Annotated in this window: 18 protein-coding genes; 8 read left to right on the plus strand and 10 right to left on the minus strand. The window is 64.7% G+C overall.

Translation table 11 applies throughout. From position 1 onward, the window contains the following. Positions 1 to 448 precede the first annotated feature (448 nt). Positions 449 to 1165 carry a UTRA domain-containing protein gene (locus BLR94_RS15870; RefSeq protein ID WP_084307262.1) on the minus strand — a complete coding sequence of 239 codons (717 nt, stop codon included), beginning with the start codon at positions 1163 to 1165 and terminating at the stop codon, positions 449 to 451. Between the two features lie 314 nt (positions 1166 to 1479). On the opposite strand from BLR94_RS15870, the gene BLR94_RS15875 reads away from it, so the two are divergent. From BLR94_RS15875 to BLR94_RS15900, 6 genes are all read left to right on the plus strand, one after another. Beyond that, entirely contained in the window at positions 1480 to 2538 is a 1059-nt protein-coding gene (locus tag BLR94_RS15875) for an ABC transporter substrate-binding protein (RefSeq protein WP_084307261.1), read from the plus strand. A 128-nt stretch (positions 2539 to 2666) separates the two neighbouring features. Then, positions 2667 to 3473 (plus strand): alkaline phosphatase family protein, encoded by an 807-nt coding sequence (locus tag BLR94_RS15880; RefSeq protein ID WP_084307260.1) that lies wholly within the window; start codon positions 2667 to 2669, stop codon positions 3471 to 3473. Then, positions 3470 to 4318, plus strand: coding sequence for an ABC transporter permease (locus BLR94_RS15885; RefSeq protein WP_084307259.1), 849 nt, complete (start codon positions 3470 to 3472; stop codon positions 4316 to 4318). Before BLR94_RS15880 ends, BLR94_RS15885 begins: the two co-directional genes overlap by 4 nt. A gap of 121 nt (positions 4319 to 4439) precedes the next feature. Beyond that, on the plus strand, positions 4440 to 5228 hold the full coding sequence (locus BLR94_RS15890) for an ABC transporter permease (protein WP_084307258.1): 789 nt from the start codon (positions 4440 to 4442) through the stop codon (positions 5226 to 5228). After that, on the plus strand, positions 5225 to 6211 hold the full coding sequence (locus tag BLR94_RS15895; RefSeq protein ID WP_084307257.1) for an ABC transporter ATP-binding protein: 987 nt from the start codon (positions 5225 to 5227) through the stop codon (positions 6209 to 6211). Before BLR94_RS15890 ends, BLR94_RS15895 begins: the two co-directional genes overlap by 4 nt. A 262-nt stretch (positions 6212 to 6473) precedes the next feature. Next, on the plus strand, positions 6474 to 7127 hold the full coding sequence (locus BLR94_RS15900; protein WP_084307256.1) for an HAD family hydrolase: 654 nt from the start codon (positions 6474 to 6476) through the stop codon (positions 7125 to 7127). Positions 7128 to 7358: 231 nt separating this feature from the next. On the opposite strand, the gene rbsD is transcribed toward BLR94_RS15900, so the two are convergent. From rbsD to BLR94_RS15930, 6 genes are read right to left on the minus strand one after another with little or no spacing between them, the layout of a single operon-like run. After that, on the minus strand, positions 7359 to 7763 hold the full coding sequence (rbsD, locus tag BLR94_RS15905; RefSeq protein ID WP_084307255.1) for a D-ribose pyranase: 405 nt from the start codon (positions 7761 to 7763) through the stop codon (positions 7359 to 7361). Continuing rightward, complete coding sequence (gene rbsK / locus BLR94_RS15910; RefSeq protein ID WP_084307254.1) at positions 7760 to 8668, minus strand: ribokinase; 909 nt, start codon at positions 8666 to 8668, stop codon at positions 7760 to 7762. Before rbsK ends, rbsD begins: the two co-directional genes overlap by 4 nt. Before the next feature lie 44 nt (positions 8669 to 8712). After that, complete coding sequence (locus BLR94_RS15915) at positions 8713 to 9711, minus strand: LacI family DNA-binding transcriptional regulator (protein ID WP_084307253.1); 999 nt, start codon at positions 9709 to 9711, stop codon at positions 8713 to 8715. Positions 9712 to 9717: 6 nt separating this feature from the next. Then, positions 9718 to 10698, minus strand: coding sequence for an ABC transporter permease (locus tag BLR94_RS15920; RefSeq protein WP_084307252.1), 981 nt, complete (start codon positions 10696 to 10698; stop codon positions 9718 to 9720). Beyond that, positions 10695 to 12263: a sugar ABC transporter ATP-binding protein gene (locus tag BLR94_RS15925; protein ID WP_420895750.1), complete on the minus strand. Its 1569-nt coding sequence runs from the start codon at positions 12261 to 12263 to the stop codon at positions 10695 to 10697. Before BLR94_RS15925 ends, BLR94_RS15920 begins: the two co-directional genes overlap by 4 nt. Then, on the minus strand, positions 12260 to 13216 hold the full coding sequence (locus BLR94_RS15930) for a sugar ABC transporter substrate-binding protein (RefSeq protein WP_084307251.1): 957 nt from the start codon (positions 13214 to 13216) through the stop codon (positions 12260 to 12262). The genes BLR94_RS15925 and BLR94_RS15930 overlap by 4 nt, the downstream gene beginning before the upstream one ends. Before the next feature lie 275 nt (positions 13217 to 13491). On the opposite strand from BLR94_RS15930, the gene BLR94_RS15935 reads away from it, so the two are divergent. Continuing rightward, on the plus strand, positions 13492 to 13746 hold the full coding sequence (locus tag BLR94_RS15935; protein WP_084307268.1) for a hypothetical protein: 255 nt from the start codon (positions 13492 to 13494) through the stop codon (positions 13744 to 13746). An 18-nt stretch (positions 13747 to 13764) separates the two neighbouring features. Here BLR94_RS15935 and BLR94_RS15940 read toward each other — a convergent pair whose 3' ends face one another. From BLR94_RS15940 to BLR94_RS15950, 3 genes are all read right to left on the minus strand, one after another. After that, positions 13765 to 14166 (minus strand): hypothetical protein, encoded by a 402-nt coding sequence (locus BLR94_RS15940; protein WP_084307250.1) that lies wholly within the window; start codon positions 14164 to 14166, stop codon positions 13765 to 13767. Then, on the minus strand, positions 14163 to 15041 hold the full coding sequence (gene pdxY, locus BLR94_RS15945; RefSeq protein ID WP_084307249.1) for a pyridoxal kinase PdxY: 879 nt from the start codon (positions 15039 to 15041) through the stop codon (positions 14163 to 14165). Before pdxY ends, BLR94_RS15940 begins: the two co-directional genes overlap by 4 nt. A 249-nt stretch (positions 15042 to 15290) precedes the next feature. After that, positions 15291 to 15689, minus strand: coding sequence for a nuclear transport factor 2 family protein (locus tag BLR94_RS15950; RefSeq protein ID WP_084307248.1), 399 nt, complete (start codon positions 15687 to 15689; stop codon positions 15291 to 15293). Between the two features lie 187 nt (positions 15690 to 15876). Between BLR94_RS15950 and BLR94_RS15955 the strand changes: the two genes are divergently transcribed. Beyond that, complete coding sequence (locus tag BLR94_RS15955; RefSeq protein ID WP_084307247.1) at positions 15877 to 17061, plus strand: ABC transporter substrate-binding protein; 1185 nt, start codon at positions 15877 to 15879, stop codon at positions 17059 to 17061. Positions 17062 to 17073: the final 12 nt, after the last annotated feature.

Here is a 17073-nt window from a genome sequence, read left to right on the forward strand (position 1 = left end):
GCCTCGAACCCTGCCGGGTCATTGGCGAGCTTGCCCTTAGTGCGGTGCTTGCCGTTTGCCTGCACCGTGGCAATGTCGAATGAGTGTTTAGCGATGTCGATTCCGACTACAGACATGGTCTTCTCCTCTTTCAGTCTGATCGTCACTGCATCCGTCCAGCCTTGCTGATGCGAGCTCGAGGCTCTGGATACCGTTCGGACTTATCAGGATGAGTGTGGAGGAGCGCAGCGCAATCTACGTCGCAAGCTCGAGGCTTAAGGGTGGACACAGCTTGCAGCTCCTCCCCCGATGATCAGTCGGGAACTATCGCCTCTCGTGAGGCAGTAGTCGAGATACAAGGGTGGACGACGCCTCATCCGTCCACCACCACGAGATCGCAATGGTGGATGAAAACAGCGTCAGCTACGCACCCCGATCCAGCCTCCGGCTGCTTTCGCCTTTACCGGCATCAGTCCGGCACTTCCACGCTGATATGGATCGCGTCATGGCGCCAGTACTCGAGGTCGCAGTCGATCAGGCGGCCGCGCTGGTCGCGATTGACCCGCACGATGCGCAGCGCCGGGCTGCCGGGCGCCACCTTGAGTGCCGCGGCGGCATCGGCGTGCAGCGCGGTGGGCAGCATGTCGAAGCGCACCCGGCCGTAGTGCACGTCGTACTCGCGGGCATACAGCTCGGTCAGCGAGCGGGTCAGGTCGTAGTCGAGGATGCCGGGAAAATAGTCGGGGTTCAGGTAATGCTCGACATACAGCACCAGACGCCCGTCGATGCGCCGGGCCCGGCGGATCTGGTAGACGCTCGACAGCCCTGACAAGCCCAGCAACTGGCAGACCTGCGAGTGGGCCGGCATCAACCGCGCACTCAGTACTTCGGTGGCGGGCACCCGGCCCTGCTCGGCGACCATGGCGTGAAAGTGGGTGCGCAACAGGGGGTTGTAGGCGACCCGCGCGGGAGAGACGAACCAGCCACGGCGCTCCTCGCGGTATACCAGGCCCTGGGCCTCCAACTGCCCCAGCGCCTCGCGCAGGGTGATCCGGGTGGTGTCGAACAACTCGCTCAGGCGTCGCTCGGCCGGCAGCTTGCCACCGGCGGGCAGCAGGCCGTGCTCGATCTGCTCCTGCAACGCCCGGCAAATGGTGGTGACGGCCCGTGGCGTGTCGTCGCGCATCACGCTGATTCCTTATGGACTAGACCAGCCCCATTACGGGGCAGGCAACAGCCATCGACTGGCTGCAATGCTTGCCTGCAAGCCTAGGCATGCCGGATGACCGGCAGATGACAGGCTGCTTTCAAGCACGCCCCATGCCAGTGACAAGCCAGCCAATTCAATGGCTTGACCTGGTCTACGCTTGCTGAGCGGGGCCTCGCCGCCAGTCCCGGGTGTGCGCGACGGCCGGGCCGACACGAAACTGTCATTGGCGCCACCTACATTGGCTTGGGTCTTGCTGATCTAGACCAACCCTCAACGCAAAGGAGTTTCCAATGAAACAACTGCTACTGGCATCGCTGATGGGCGGCGCCATCGCCCTGGCTTCCCAGGCCATGGCCGCCGAGACGGATATAACTGCACTGGAACAGGCCGCACGCAAAGAAGGCGCCGTGAACAGCGTCGGCATGCCGGACAGTTGGGCCAACTGGAAGGACACCTGGCAGGACCTGAGTGACAAATACGGCCTCAAGCACCTGGACACCGACATGAGCTCGGCCCAGGAAATCGCCAAGTTCGCCGCCGAAAAAGACAACGCCAGCGCCGATATCGGTGACGTGGGCGCCGCCTTCGGCCCCATCGCCGTGCAACAGGGCGTGACCCAGCCCTACAAACCGACCACCTGGAGCCAGATCCCCGAGTGGGCCAAGGACGCCGACGGCCACTGGATGCTCGCCTACACCGGCTCCATCGCCTTCATCATCAACAAGCAACTGGTCAAGGACACCCCGAAAAGCTGGGCCGACCTGAAAACCGGCAAGTACCGCGTGGCCATCGGCGACGTCAGCGCCGCCGCCCAGGCCGTCAACGGCGTGCTGGCTGCAGCCATCGCCAACGGTGGCGACGAGAAGAACATCCAGCCGGGCCTGGACTACTTCGCCGAGATCGCCGAACAGGGTCGCCTGTCGCTGGCCAACCCGACCATCCAGACCCTGGAAAAAGGCGAAGTGGAAGTCGGCATCGTCTGGGACTTCAACGGCCTGAGCTACCGCGACCAGATCGACCCGAACCGCTTCGAGGTGCTGATCCCCTCCGACGGCTCGGTGATCTCCGGTTACACCACCATCATCAACAAGTACGCCAAGCACCCCAACGCCGCCAAGCTGGCCCGCGAGTACATCCTCAGCGACGCCGGGCAGATCAACCTGGCCAAAGGCAACGCCCGACCGATCCGCGCCGAGCACCTGAGCCTGCCGGCCGAGGTGCAGGCCAAGCTGCTGCCCAACGAGCAGTACGCCAAGGTCAAGCCGATCAAGGACGCCGCCGCCTGGGAAACGACCTCGAAAACCCTGCCGCAGCTGTGGCAGGAAAACGTGATCATCAATATGGAGTAAGCGAGGCCGCAGCACGTAGGGTGGATCGGGGCGCGTAGCCGACGCTCTCATCCACCATTGCGATCTTGAAATGGTGGACGGGTGAAGCGCCGTCCACCCTACGCAACCCATCAAACCCAGGATCACCCATGCCGTCCAAGGTCATCCTCGTCATTCTCGACGGCCTCAACTACGAGGTCGCCCGGCATGCGCTCGGTCATCTGCAGGCCTATCGCGCCGCCGGGCGTGCCGCCCTGTACAAGCTCGAATGCGAGCTGCCTTCGCTGTCCAGGCCGCTCTACGAGTGCATTCTCACCGGCGTGACACCGATCGACAGCGGCATCGTGCACAACAACGTGGTGCGCCTGAGCCATCAGCGCAGCGTGTTCCACTATGCCCGCGCCGCCGGCCTGAGCACTGCGGCAGCCGCGTACCACTGGATGAGCGAGCTGTACAACCGTGCGCCGTTCGTGGCGGCCCGTGATCGCCATACCAGCGACAGCGAGTTACCGATCCAGCACGGGCATTTCTATTACGCCGATCACTACCCGGACTCGCACCTGTTCGACGATGCCGAGAGCCTGCGCCTCGCACATACGCCAGATTTCTTGCTGGTGCACCCGATGAACATCGACGATGCCGGCCACAAGCACGGCCTCGACAGCAGCCAGTACCGCAACGCGGCGCGGGTCGCCGACATCCTGCTGGCCGGCTACCTGCAGGCCTGGCTGGACGCCGGCTATCAGGTACTGGTGACCGCCGACCACGGCATGAACGACGACCGCTCGCACAATGGTCTGCTGACCGAGGAGCGTGAAGTGCCGCTGTTCGTGCTCGGCGATGCCTTCAGCCTCGACGAGACCGCGACCCCGACGCAGCTTGAGCTTTGCGGCACCCTTTGCGAGCTACTCGGCGTGGCCCATGACAAACCTCTGTGCCGGGAGTTGTTGACATGAGCACCACCCGCAAACCACGGGGCAAATGGCTGGCAGCGCTGTGCCTGCTGCCCTTCGCGGTGTTCTTCATCGCCTTTCAGATAGCCCCGCTGGTATGGGTGGCGCTCAATAGCCTGAACACGCCGGATGGCTGGGGCCTGGGCAATTTCGAGAAGGCGTTTTCCTCGAAGTTCTATATGCAAGCGGTCAAGCACAGCCTGCAGATCGCCTTCTGGTCGAGCCTGTTCGGCATGCTCATCGCCATCATCGGCAGTTATTCGCTGCGCCAGGTGGATTCGAAGCTGCGTGACTTCGTCATCGCCTTTTCCAACATGACCAGCAACTTCGCCGGGGTGCCGCTGGCCTTCGCCTTCATCATCCTGCTCGGTTTCAACGGCGCGCTGACCCTGTTGCTGATCCAGGCCGGATTGATCGAGAGCTTCAACCTGTACTCGAAGAATGGCCTGATCGTGCTCTACACCTACTTCCAGATCCCCCTCGGCGTGCTGCTGCTCTACCCCGCCTTCGATGCCCTGCGTCAAGACTGGCGCGAGTCGGCAGCGCTGCTCGGCGCCGGCACCTGGGACTTCTGGCGGCACATCGGCCTGCCGGTATTGACTCCGGCGCTGCTCGGCACTTTCGTGATCCTGCTGGCCAATGCCCTGGGCGCCTACGCCACGGTGTATTACCTGACCACCGGCAACTTCAACGTGCTGCCGATCCGTATCGCCGCGATGATTTCCGGGGACATTTCCCTCGATCCGAACATGGCCAGCGCCCTGGCGATGATCCTGGTCGGCCTGATGGCGGCGATCACCCTCGTCCACCAGTTGCTGCTGCGAAGGAGCTACCATGTCCCGCGCTAACAGGCCGTTCAAAAACGTAGGCGAGGCCGCCGATGCAAAGCGGAGTTTACGAACAGTAAATGAGCACTTTGAGCCTGGTTTTAACGAAGCAGCGGCAACGCAGGTAGTTTTAAAACCGCCTGTGAAAGTGCCTGCTGCCAGCCTCTACCACCGCGTGGTGGTCTGGGTGCTGTTCCTGATCCTGCTGCTGCCGCTGGCCGGTACCCTGCTCTACTCGCTGTCCACCAGCTGGTCGGCAACCATCCTGCCGGACGGCCTGACGTTCAAGTGGTACCTGCAGCTCTGGGGAGAGCCGCGCTTTCTCAAGGCGTTCGGCCAATCGCTGCTGGTCTGCTTCGGCGCCCTGGCACTCTCGGTGCTGTTGATCCTGCCGCTGCTGTTCGTCGTGCATTACCACTTCCCCAAGCTCGATGCGCTGATGAACGTGCTGATCCTGCTGCCGTTCGCCGTGCCGCCGGTGGTGTCCGCCGTGGGCCTGCTGCAGCTCTATGGCTCCGGGCCGCTGGCCATGGTCGGTACGCCGTGGATCCTGATCGGCTGCTACTTCACCATCGCCCTGCCGTTCATGTACCGGGCCATCACCAACAACCTGCAGGCGATCAACCTGCGTGACCTGATGGACGCCGCCCATCTGCTCGGCGCCAGCACCTGGAAAGCCGCCTTTCTGGTGGTGCTACCCAACCTGCGCAAGGGATTGATGGTGTCTTTGTTCCTGTCCTTCAGTTTCCTGTTCGGTGAGTTCGTGTTCGCCAACCTGCTGGTCGGCACACGCTACGAGACCCTGCAGGTCTACCTCAACAACATGAAGAACAGCAGTGGCCACTTCAACAGCGCCCTGGTGATCTCCTACTTCTTTTTCGTCCTGGTGTTCACCTGGGCGGCCAATCGACTGAACAGGGACAAGGCATGAGTTTCCTGAGCATCCAGAACCTGCATAAAAGCTACGGCGGCACCTCGATCTTCAGCGACATCAACGCCGAGATCGAACAGGGCGAATTCGTCACCCTGCTGGGCCCATCGGGCTGCGGCAAGTCCACCCTGCTGCGCTGCATCGCCGGCCTCACCGAGGTCAACGGTGGCAGGATCCTGCTCGCCGGCCAGGATCTGGTGCCCCTGGCGCCGCAGAAGCGCGGCATCGGCATGGTGTTCCAGAGCTACGCGCTGTTCCCCAACATGACCGCCGCGCAGAACGTCGCCTTCGGGCTGCGCATGCAGAAGACCGGCAAGGACGAATCCGCCGGGCGCGTGCAGGAAGCCCTGGCCATGGTCGAACTCGGCGACTTCGCCGACCGCTACCCGCATCAGCTCTCCGGTGGCCAGTGCCAGCGCGTCGCCCTGGCCCGCTCGCTGGTCACCCGCCCGCGCCTGCTGCTGCTCGACGAGCCGCTGTCGGCCCTCGACGCACGCATCCGCAAACACCTGCGCGAACAGATCCGCAGCATCCAGCAGGAACTGGGCCTGACGACGATCTTCGTCACCCACGATCAGGAAGAAGCGCTGGTGATGAGCGACCGTATCTTCCTGATGAACGCCGGGCGCATCGTCCAGAGCGGCGACGCGGAAACCCTCTACACCGCTCCCGCCAACGCCTTCGCGGCAGGCTTCATCGGCAACTACAACCTGCTCGACGCGACCACCGCCAGCCGCCTGCTCGGCTATCCGCTCAGCAGCCAGGTGGCCATCCGCCCGGAAGCCATCGTGCTCGGCCAGGGCACCATCGCAGCGCGGATTCGCAGTCACAGCCTGCTCGGTAATATCATTCGCTACCGGGTGGACGCCGCAGGCGTGGAGCTGCTGGTCGACGTGCTCAATCGCAGCGCCGACGACCTGCATGCCGACGGCCATCCGATCTCACTGGATATCGCGGCGAATGCCGTAAAAGAGGTGGGATAGGGTCTGTTCACCTTTCAGTACAAGCCGCGTTGCAGCAAGAACCTTCACCCGGTTAGGCGCAAGACGCAAATACCTGAGCCGGCTCCACACCGTGTCACGACAGCGGGTGAAACTTCCCGCGCAACCCCTTGGGACGGGCCTGTTTTTCCGCGATACTGCGTTTCTCGCTGACTCATTCGGCCCGCCAAACTTCGCAGCTCGCGCCTTGCCTCGCGAAAAAACAGGCACCGGCGCGGGCGTACTGAAAGGAAAACAGACCCTCATGGCCCTGGCAATTTTCGATCTCGACGAAACCCTGATCAATGGCGACTGTTCCAGCCTGTGGAGCGCGCACATGGCGGCGCTCGGCTGGGTCGACGGAGAAAGCTTCATCGCCAAGGATCATCAACTGATGGCGTTGTACGCCGAAGGCAAACTGGCCATGGAGGACTACATGACCTTCAGCCTGTCGCCGCTGGTGGGGCGTACGCCGGAAGAAGTCGCCTTCGTCGTCGAGCCCTTCGTGGAAGACGTGATCGAACCGATCTTCTTCAGCGATGCCACCCGCTGCCTGGCCCACCACCGCGCGGCCGGCGACCGCATCCTGATCATCTCCGCCTCGGCGCACTTTCTGGTCAGCGCCATCGCCGAACGGCTCAAGGTCGAGGAGGTGCTGGCCATCGACCTGCACGAGGAGTACGGCCACTACAGCGGCAACACCGTCGGCGTGCTGACCTACCGCGAGGGCAAGGTCACCCGCCTGCACGCCTGGCTCGAAGAACAGGACGAGCGCCTGGAAGGCGCCTACTTCTACTCCGACTCACGCAACGACCTGCCGCTGTTGCAACGGGTCGACAAACCCCACGCGGTGAACCCCGATCCGGCACTGCGCGAGCATGCCGAGCGCGAAGGCTGGCCGATCCTGAGCTGGTCTTGAGCGCGTTTGGAAGCTGTTCATGATCTTTCGAGGCAGCTTTCCAGCCATCCCGGATCAATAGCCGCAATAAGGCGCTAGCGGACATTTGTAGGGTGGACGACGCTCTTTTCATCCGTCCACCGCTCTGCGATCGCGATGGTGGATGAAAAGAGCGTCATCCACCCTACGGCCGCTTTCGCCTTTTTGCTGCCATTGCGCGTGGAGTCTCGTCGAAAGATCGTGAACAGGCTCTTAGAACGTGACACCCGCGATCAGCGCAATGTTGCTGTAGGGCCGGCACTCACCCGTACGGATCTGTACCCGAGCCTTGGCACAGGCGACCTTGAGCTCGTCGTGGCTGACCAATTGGCGCTCGCCCAGCTCGCCTTGGGCGGTCAGAGACTCGATGGCCTCAAGCGCCAGTGGCGCCACCTCGAGGGTTTCCCGGGCCAGCAGATGGCCCTGCACCTGCATCTCGCTGAGCACCACCCGCAGGGTGGTGACGAAGTCCGGCACACCGGCGGTCAGGGCCAGGTCGATGCACGGCGTACCCGGCGGCACCGGCATGCCGGCATCGCCGATGACGAGGATGTCGCCATGGCCGAGCCGGGCGATGGCGGCGGAAAGCGCAGCGTTGAGCAGGGGCGTCTTCTTCATGCAGGCAACTCGTGGCGGTAGGGAATCGAGGGTTGTGCGCCGCGCCGGGTAACGGCCAGCGCGGCAGCTCGCTGGCCCAGGCCGATGGCCGCGTCCAGCGACTGCCCGGCAGCCAGGGCGGCGGCGAAACCACCGACGAAGGTATCGCCAGCGGCCGTGGTATCCACGGCCAGCACCGGGGCCACGGCGAAATGCGCGTGCCGCTCGGCATCGGCGTAGAGCACGCCCTGGGCGCCCAGGGTGATCAGCACCCGACGAGTACCAGCCTGCAGCAAGCGCTGCGCCGCGAGCAGGGCCGACTCGGGTGAGTCCACCGGCAAGCCAGTGAGCGCCGCGGCCTCGCTTTCATTGGGGATCAGGTAATCGGCCAGCCCATACCAGTGGGCTGGCAGCGGCCCACTGGCGGGCGCCGGATTGAGGATCACCGTGCAGCCGGCCTGGCGGCCACGGATCATGGCCGCCTCGACGGTGGCTTGCGGCACTTCCAGTTGCACCACCAGCACCTGGGCGGCAGCGAGCAGCGCCGCCTGCGCATCGAGGTGAGCAGGCGTCAGGGCACCATTGCCGCCAGCGACGATGACGATCGCGTTCTGGCCCGCGTCATCCACCAGAATCGAGGCGATCCCCGTCGGCACACCCTCGATCTCGCTGACCGCCGTGCAATCGATACCTTCCACCAGCAGCGCGGTGCGCAAGCGTGCGCCGTAGGCGTCGGCACCGACGCAGCCGATCATCGCCACCTGGGCGCCCAGGCGTGCCGCAGCGACCGCCTGGTTGGCGCCCTTGCCGCCCGCAGCCGTGGCGAAGTCATGCCCGGCCAGGGTTTCCCCACCACGCGGCAGACGCGGCGCACGCACGATCAGGTCCATGTTCAAACTGCCCACTACCACCAGATTGCCTTGCATCTGTTCCCGCTCCTCAGGGCGCCGCTGCGCCCACTGGATAATCTTCAGCCGCCCGCGACGGCGGTGGACTCGCGCACTATCAGGGTCGGTTCGAGCAGCCATTGTTCGGCATCGAGTTCCGGGGTGCGCACCCGCTGCAGCAAGCGCTCGGCAGCGCGCTCGCCGAGCTGGCCGATGTGCTGGCCGACGGTGGTCAGGGCCGGGTGCAAGTAGCGACTCACTTCGATGTCGTCGAACCCCACCAGTGACAGCGCCTGGGGCACCCGCACACCACGCTCCGCGGCAGCGCGCAGCACGCCGAGGGCGATCATGTCGTTACCGGCGAAAATCGCCGTCGGCCGTGCCTCGCCGCTCAGCAGGCCAAGCGCCGTGGCGTGCCCCGCCGGGCTGGTGAAGGCGCAATGGCTCGGCTCGGCAGCCGGCAAGCCTGCCTCGAGCAGCGCCCGTTGATAGCCCGCCACCCGCAACTGCGCCACCTGGGTATCCACGGGCCCGGCGATGCAGGCGATGCGCCGATGGCCGAGTTCGAGCAGATGCCGGGTTGCCAGGTAACCGCCCTGTTCGTGATCGATCTGCAGGCGATCCGCACTGACCCCGTCGAGGGAGCGGTCGACCAGCATCAGCGGCAGCTTGACCGCTGCCAGGGCCTGGGCGAAGGCGGCGTCGCGGGTCACGGTGGCGACGATCAGGCCATCGATACGGCGCTCCAGCAACACCCGCAGGTAACGCAACTGCTTGGCACCGTCGTCGTCGGAATTGCACAGGATCACGCTGTAGCCGTTGCGCTCGGCGTGATCCTCGATGCCCCGCGCCAACTCGGCGAAATAGGGGTTGCTGGCATTCGGTACCAGCAGCCCCAGGGTACCGGTGGCACGGACTCTCAGCGACCGCGCCACGCCACTGGGCACATAGCCCAGCTCGGCGATCGCCGCCTGCACCTTGTCGCGTACGCTGTCGCTGACCGGGCGCGTGCCGTTCACCACGTGGGAAACCGTGGTGTAGGAAATACCGGCGCGTGCGGCGACGTCCTTGATGGTAGCCATGAACGATCAGGCCCTACGCGTGGCGCGATAGCTGCGATAGGTGTCGAGGATCACCGCCACCACGATCACCGCACCGGTGATGATCCGTTTGCTGGGCTCGCTGGCGCCGATCTGCGCCAGCCCGGCGGCCAGCACGGAAATGATCAGCACACCGAAAAAGGTGCTGATCACCGAACCACGGCCGCCCATCAGGCTGGTGCCACCGATCACCACGGCTGCGATCACTTGCAGCTCCAGGCCGGAACCGGCATTCGGGTCGGCCGCCTCCAGGCGCGAAATCTGGAACAGGGCCGCCAGCCCGGCGAGCAGGCCCATCAGCGCGAACACCGAGACCTTGTAGGGTTTCGGGTTGATGCCGGCCAGGCGCACCGCCTCTTCGTTGGTGCCGATGGCCACCAGATAGCGGCCGAACACGCTGCGCGTCAGCAGCAGGTGCGCAGCGAGGATCACCAGCAGCGCGATGACGAACGACGGCGAAATACCTGCAGCGAACGGCGTCGACAGCCAGGCGTAGGCGTCGCCGATATAAGCGGTGCGCGAGTCGGTGAGCTGGTAGGCCAGGCCGCGGGCCATCTCCAGCACGCCGAGGGAGACGATGAACGACGGAATGCCCCAGGCCACGGTGATGAGCCCGGTCACGCTGCCCGCCAGCGCCGCGCAGGCCATGCCCAGTAGCGCGGCGGGCACGATGCCCCAGCCGAAGCCGAGCGTCGCCACGCTGACCACGGCAGCCGCCAGGGCCAGCACCGACCCCACCGAGAGGTCGATGCCGCCGATGATCAGGATCAGCGTCATGCCCACCGCCAGCACCATCAGATCGGGGATCTGGTTGGCCAGGGTGGTGAAGGTGGCGTAGGAAAGAAAATGGCTGCTCAGCGAGGAAAACAGCACGATCATCGCCAGCAGCGCGCCCGCCAGCCCCAGGTAGGTGCCCAGGCCCTGATGGGTACCACTGCGCTTGGTGGGCGTGGCGGATGGAGTGGTCATTGGCAAAGCTCCTGTAACGGGGGGGCGACCTCGCCGAGCATGGCTTCGCGGCTGCGGTAGCCGGCGAACGCGGCGGCCAGCAGGCGATCCTGACTCCAGTCATCGCGGTCGAACGTTTCGATGAGGCGGCCGGCAGACAGCACGCCGATACGGTCGCAGATCAGCATCAGCTCGCGCAGGTCACTGGACACCACCACGAGCGCCTTGCCCTGTCGCGCCAGTTCGCCGAGCAGGCCGTAGATCTCGAACTTGGCACCGACATCGATGCCGCGGGTCGGCTCGTCGAACAGCAGCACGCGACAGTCGCGCTCCAGCCAGCGGCCGATGACCACCTTCTGCTGGTTGCCACCGGACAGCTCGACCACGGCCTGATGGGGCCCGTTGCAACGAATGCGCATGGCATCGATCTGCCGCTGCGCCAGCGCCTGCTCGGCAGCCGGGCGCATCACGCCATGCCTGGAAACGGCCGGCATGTTGCCCAGCGCCAGGTTGGCGGCAATCGGCTGGCCGAGCAGCAGCCCTTCTCCCTTGCGATCTTCGGTAATCAGCGCGATGCCATGACGCACCGCTTCGGCAGGCGAGCGGACACGCACCGGAACCGGCGGGTTGCCGATTGCCACCTGGCCGCTGTCGGCGCGGTCGGCGCCATAGATCAGCCGCAGCAACTCGGTGCGGCCGGCACCGATCAAGCCGGAAATACCGTAGATCTCCCCTGCCCGCACGCTGAAGGAAACGTCGTCGACCTTGCCGCGGCGGCTGAGACTGGTCACCTGCAACAGCGGCGCGCCGATATTTCGCTCACCCAGGTCGATGGCTTCGCCGACCTCGCGGCCGACCATCAGGGTGACCAGTTCATCGCTGCGGTAACGGTCGATGGGTTCCACTGCCACCAGCTGACCGTCGCGCAGCACGGCGACGCGCTGCGCGACCTTCGCCAGTTCCTCCAGACGATGGGAGATGTACAGGATGGCCACGCCCGCGGCGCGCAGCCGCTGGATCTGCTCGAACAGCAGATCCACCTCGCGGGCGGTGAGCATCGCCGTCGGCTCGTCGAGGATCAGCACCCGACAATCGCCGATCAGGTTGCGGGCGATCTCGACCATCTGCTGATGGCCGACGCCCAGGGCAGCTACCGGTGTATCCGGGTCCACCGCTTCCAGGCCGACCTGAGCCATGGCCTGACGCGCCATCTCCCGCAGGCGGCCACGGGAAATCCAGCCACCACGGCTGGGCAGGTTGTCGAGAAACAGGTTCTCGGCCACGGTCAGGGTCGGCAGCAGATTGAGCTCCTGCAACACCATGCGCACGCCAAGGCGCTCGGCCTCGCGGCGACTGGCAGGCGCGTAGGGCTGGCCCAGGAAAGTCAGCGAGCCGGTAGTCGGCTGCTCCAACCCACAGAAAATCTTCGATAGCGTGCTCTTGCCGGCGCCGTTCTCACCGGTCAGCGCCAGCACTTCACCGGCGCGCAACTCCAGCTCGACCCCACCCAGCACCGGCTGGGCGTAGGTCTTGCCGATACCGCTGGCGGCGAGAACGGTCTCGCCGGCCACTACCGCCGTGGTCACGGTTTGGTCACGAGTTCGACCGGAGTTTCGATTACACCGTCCTTGGCATCGGTGGCTTCGCCCTTGACCAGCTTGAGCGCCGCCTCGATGCCGAACACCGCCTGGCGAGCGGCGAACTGATCGGCAGTGGCAAGCACGCGGCCATCCTTGAGCATCGGTTTGATGGCGTTGATGTTGTCGTAACCGACCACCTGCACCTGATCTTTCTTGCCAGCAGCGCGCACGGCGGATACCGCGCCGAGCGCCATACTGTCATTGCCGGCCAGCAGCGCTTTCAGATCCGGGTATTCGTTGAGCATGGCGGAGGCCACGGCGTTGCCACGGTCGATCTCCCAGTTGCCCGACTGCACGCCGACGATCTTCATGCCGGCTGCTTCCATCGCATCCTTGAAGCCCGCGGTACGTTGCTGAGCATTGGTGGTGGTGGAAACGCCTTCGATGATGCCGACCTCATCACCCGCCTTGAGTTTGTTCTGGGCCAGGTACTCACCGACCAGGCGTGCACCCTTGCGGTTGTCCGGGCCCACGAACGGCACGTCCAGGCCCTTGCTCTTCACCACCTCGGGGTCGAGGCGGTTATCGATATTGACGATCTTGATGCCGGCATCGCTGGCTTTCTTGATCACCGGCACCAGGGCCTTGGAGTCGGCTGGCGCGATCACCAGCGCATCGACCTTGGCGACGATCATCTGCTCGACGATCCGAATCTGCGCGGAGGTATCGGTCTCGTCCTTGATGCCGTTGGCGATCAACTCGAACTGGTCCGGGTGTTCTTTCTGATAGGCCTTGGCGCCGTCTTCCATGGTGCGGAAGAACTCGTTGGCGAGGGACTTCATGACCAGCGCGACGCGAGGCGTTTCGCCTTCGGCGGCATGGGCAGTGGAAAAGCTGACGAGGGCGGCGGCACCGAGAGCGATGGCGGCGCAGAGACGGGCAGGACGGAAACCGGACATGGGCGAACTCCGTGGTTATTGTCATTTTTATGGGCGCGCAAACGTTTGCGCAATACAAAACTATGAAAAGGCCCGTTTTTTGTCAAATCTATCGGCAGGATCGACCGTGTCCATTCCGGGGGATGCGAGCATGTGACAGAGGCCTCGAAATGGTCGAGGATGCCGCCGGTTTGAAGGGCGGTGGTGACTCGATACTGGCGACTTCCCAGTAAGCCGGCCACTCAGGGCGCTACGGCAACAACGTGGTAGTGCCCCAACTCGAGGATGACAGGATGATGAAGACCATCGCCGCAGCACTCGCCACTACCGTCCTTGTCAGCGGCTGCATGACCCTTTCCGGCATCTACGAGCTGTCGCTGCAGGACAAGGATGGCAAGCCGCCGGGCCACAACACGCGCGTGGTGGCCCAGGGCAGCGGCATCTACAGCATGCGCAATGCGATGTGTTCGGCTCACCCCGGCGCCACCGTCATCATCAAGGATGCCGAGAGCGACGCAGAGCTGAAAAGCCAAAGCCCCTACCAATGCTGATGTGTCGGTTGCGGCCGGTCATTCGACGCTGATGCGGTACTCCACTGCCCGGCGCTCCTGGCCATCGCGGAAGGAGGCGAACACCAGCGAATCCTCGCCCCGCTGGTTTCCAGCCACATAGACGTAGCGGTCGAGCCGCGGGTTCTCGCCCTCGAGACGATAGTCACGCTTCAGGCGGCCCAGACGGGTTTTGCTCGGTCCCATCTTCTCCACGCGCAACCAGAGTTCGCGGTAGGTTCGGGCCCCCTCTGCGGAGAGATGGTCGATAATCACGCAGCGTTCGCCCGGGGCGACCCGTACCGGAATCACCCGGTTGCCGAACTGCGGATCGCGGGCAGCGGCGGCCGTGTCCACCTCGCAGGCCTGGGCCGAGGCGACCAGCGCCAGCGCGACCAGGCCAGCAGTCAATGAGGTCTTCATAGCGGTTGCACCTGTTGGGCGGGGTAACGTTGGTCAGGCTCGACGATCTGCTCCTGGGCCACCACCAGCGGCAGGTCACGGGATCCCTCGGCGGTTTTCTGCACCAGGGCGTACAGCGTCGCCGTGGCCAGTTCCAGCGCCTGCGCCAGTGTCTGCCCGGACAGCAGCCGGGCCAGCAGCGTCGCCGAGAACACGTCGCCCATGCCGTTGGGCAGCGGATGCAGCGCCAGACGCGGGGTACTCACCAGCCAGGCGCCCTCACCGTCGACCGCCAGCGTACCGAGCCGATCGGCCGGCAGATCCGGGGTGGCCAGGCTGGTGATCACCACCACGTCCGGGCCTCGGCCGCGCAGCTGGCGGGCGGTGCGCACGGCCTCGTCGACGCTGTCGAGCTTGCTGCCGGTGAGCAGCTCGAACTCGAACTGGTTGGGGGTGATGATGTTGGCGCAGGGAATCGCCAGGTTACGCAGGAAATCCGGGATCGCCGCATTGACGAATACCCCGCGGCCGACGTCGCCCATCACCGGATCGCAGAGGTAGCGCACGCCCGGGTTGTCGCGGCGGATCTCGTCCACCGCGTCGAGGATCACCGCACCGATGGCCGCATCGCCCAGGTAGCCGGAGAGCACCGCCGAGACCCGCGACAGCACGCCACGATCGCGCAGGCCGGCGAGCACCTCGCGAATGTGCTCGGCATCGAACACCTGGCCGCGGAACTGGCCGTAGCCGGTGTGGTTGGAGAACTGCACCGTGTGTACCGGCAACACCTCGAAACCGAGGCGCTGCAACGGGAATACGGCGGCGTCGTTGCCGACATGGCCCAGGGCGACATGGGACTGGATGGAGAGAACCAACGCGGGCGAGGTAGCGCTCATGGGGACGAGGGATTCCGGTCGTGGGCGAACGGACATTATTCCCAAATCCTCCCCGGGATACCATGGCCGAAGCGCGATGGCATCCTCGGCCACGCGCCGGCGCTGCACCCGGCAGGTCGCTGCCGGCCGCAGCGGGCTCCCACCATGGCCTGCACTTGCCCAGGTTTTTGAGCGCGCGCCATGCGCGCGAAATCGCGGGCATGGCCCGTTCCCACGGGCGGTATGCTGACAACGATCGTGAACAGGCTCTCAGGCCTTGGCGATTTCCGGTGCCAGCAGCCATTCGGCACTGTCGTTCCAGACGTCCATGCGGGTGATCTTGCCGCCGCGCACTTCGAAGCGATCCAGATAGCGGTTACCGGAAAAACTGCGGCCGTCCGGCCATTCGCCATACAGCGTGCCATTGGAATAGACGACGGTGTGGTCGTCGCGCTCGGTCCAGTCGAACTGACCGAGGGCCTTTTTCACCCAGGCGTAGCGCGCGCCGTTGAATGCGGTGATGTCCTGTGGCGTGGGCATGTGGCGGCCACCGGTGAAGGTGATGCGCACCTCGTCACTCATGTAGGTGGCGGCCTTGACGGGATCAGGCGCCATTGACGCTGCCAGAAAATCGCTAACAATCCGGACCGCCTTGTTCATCTCGTTCATACCCTGTTCTCCCATTCGTTGATCGTCTGAAGGCACTCACCGTGCCTGCATGTGGTGCGGCATGCACGCTATTCGTGCACGTTTCATGCAACCGGCCCGGAAAAACCGCGCAAACCGCAGTCTGCACGTTATGGCACCAGGCTTGCTAGCAAATTACTTACAAATGCTAGCAATCAGGAGACCAACCATGCGCACCCTGTTATCCCCACTACGCTGCCTGCTGCCAGGCGCGGCGGTCGTCGCCTGCCTCGGCATGGCACTGAGCGCGGCGGCGCACGCCGAAGAGCCGATCAAGGTCGGCCTGGTCGCCGCCCTGTCCGGGCAGTCGGCGAAGTCCGGCGAGGCCCTGACCCGCGGGCTCACCGTGGCCATCGACGAGATCAATACCAAGGGCGGCATCCTCGGTCGTCCGGTGCAGCTGATCCGTCGTGACGATGAAAGCAACCCGGCCAAAGGCATGCTGGCCGCCCGCGAACTGGCGCAGCGGGAAAAAGTCAGCGTGCTGTTCGGTGGCCTCGATACACCGGTTTCCCTGGCCATCGTGCCATTGGCCAATCAGTTGAAGGTGCCGTTCATGGGCATCTGGGCCGCTGGCACCAAGATCACCGAGAACGGCGCCAAGGACAATTACGTATTCCGCGTGTCGGCGGTGGACGAGCTGGTCGACGAAGCGCTGGTCGAGCACGGCATCAAGAAGGGCATGAAGAAGCCCGGGATGATCCTGATCAACAATCCCTGGGGCGAATCCAATGAAATCGGCTTCAAGGATGCCCTTGCCAAACGTGGCATGGACTACGCCGGCATCGAACGCATCGAAGACAGTGACCTCGACGTGGTGCCGCAACTCACCCGCCTGAAGAATGCCGGCACCGACACCCTGCTGATGGTCGGCAACGTCGGCCCCTCGGCCCAGGTGGTCAAGTCCCTCGATCGCATGGGCTGGGAGGTGCCGGTGGTTTCCCACTGGGGCCCGGCAGGTGGCCGCTTCAGCGAACTGGCCGGCCCCAACGCCAGCCGCGTGCACTTCATCCAGACCTACGTGTTCACCGAGCACAACAGCGCCAAGGGCGACAGCGTGCTGGCTGCCCTCAAGCAGCGCTTCCCGGAGATCAAGGGCCTGGCCGACGTGACCCCGGCAGTGGGCATCGCCAACGCCTACGACGCCATGCACCTGGCCGCCGCCGCCATCGAGAAGGCCGGCGACACCCAGGGCAGCAAGGTGCGCGATGGCTTCTATGCGATCGACAGCTACCAGGGGCTGATCAAGGACTACACCCAGCCCTTCACCCCGACCAAGCACGACGCCCTGGGCCCGGACGACTACGTCTTCACCCATTTCGTCGACGGCCGCATCGTTCCGCTCGCCCCTTGAAGTCGTGAACGG

Source organism: Phytopseudomonas flavescens (assembly GCF_900100535.1).
Lineage (GTDB): Bacteria > Pseudomonadota > Gammaproteobacteria > Pseudomonadales > Pseudomonadaceae > Aquipseudomonas > Aquipseudomonas flavescens.

Excerpts from the sequence above, each read along its gene's own strand:
- BLR94_RS15870 (WP_084307262.1), bottom strand. The coding sequence starts at position 1,165 with ATGCGCGACGACACGCCACGGGCCGTCACCACCATTTGCCGGGCGTTG.
- BLR94_RS15875 (WP_084307261.1), top strand. The coding sequence starts at position 1,480 with ATGAAACAACTGCTACTGGCATCGCTGATGGGCGGCGCCATCGCCCTG.
- BLR94_RS15880 (WP_084307260.1), top strand. The coding sequence starts at position 2,667 with ATGCCGTCCAAGGTCATCCTCGTCATTCTCGACGGCCTCAACTACGAG.
- BLR94_RS15885 (WP_084307259.1), top strand. The coding sequence starts at position 3,470 with ATGAGCACCACCCGCAAACCACGGGGCAAATGGCTGGCAGCGCTGTGC.
- BLR94_RS15895 (WP_084307257.1), top strand. The coding sequence starts at position 5,225 with ATGAGTTTCCTGAGCATCCAGAACCTGCATAAAAGCTACGGCGGCACC.
- BLR94_RS15900 (WP_084307256.1), top strand. The coding sequence starts at position 6,474 with ATGGCCCTGGCAATTTTCGATCTCGACGAAACCCTGATCAATGGCGAC.
- rbsD (WP_084307255.1), bottom strand. The coding sequence starts at position 7,763 with ATGAAGAAGACGCCCCTGCTCAACGCTGCGCTTTCCGCCGCCATCGCC.
- rbsK (WP_084307254.1), bottom strand. The coding sequence starts at position 8,668 with ATGCAAGGCAATCTGGTGGTAGTGGGCAGTTTGAACATGGACCTGATC.
- BLR94_RS15915 (WP_084307253.1), bottom strand. The coding sequence starts at position 9,711 with ATGGCTACCATCAAGGACGTCGCCGCACGCGCCGGTATTTCCTACACC.
- BLR94_RS15920 (WP_084307252.1), bottom strand. The coding sequence starts at position 10,698 with ATGACCACTCCATCCGCCACGCCCACCAAGCGCAGTGGTACCCATCAG.
- BLR94_RS15930 (WP_084307251.1), bottom strand. The coding sequence starts at position 13,216 with ATGTCCGGTTTCCGTCCTGCCCGTCTCTGCGCCGCCATCGCTCTCGGT.
- BLR94_RS15935 (WP_084307268.1), top strand. The coding sequence starts at position 13,492 with ATGAAGACCATCGCCGCAGCACTCGCCACTACCGTCCTTGTCAGCGGC.
- BLR94_RS15940 (WP_084307250.1), bottom strand. The coding sequence starts at position 14,166 with ATGAAGACCTCATTGACTGCTGGCCTGGTCGCGCTGGCGCTGGTCGCC.
- pdxY (WP_084307249.1), bottom strand. The coding sequence starts at position 15,041 with ATGAGCGCTACCTCGCCCGCGTTGGTTCTCTCCATCCAGTCCCATGTC.
- BLR94_RS15950 (WP_084307248.1), bottom strand. The coding sequence starts at position 15,689 with ATGAACGAGATGAACAAGGCGGTCCGGATTGTTAGCGATTTTCTGGCA.
- BLR94_RS15955 (WP_084307247.1), top strand. The coding sequence starts at position 15,877 with ATGCGCACCCTGTTATCCCCACTACGCTGCCTGCTGCCAGGCGCGGCG.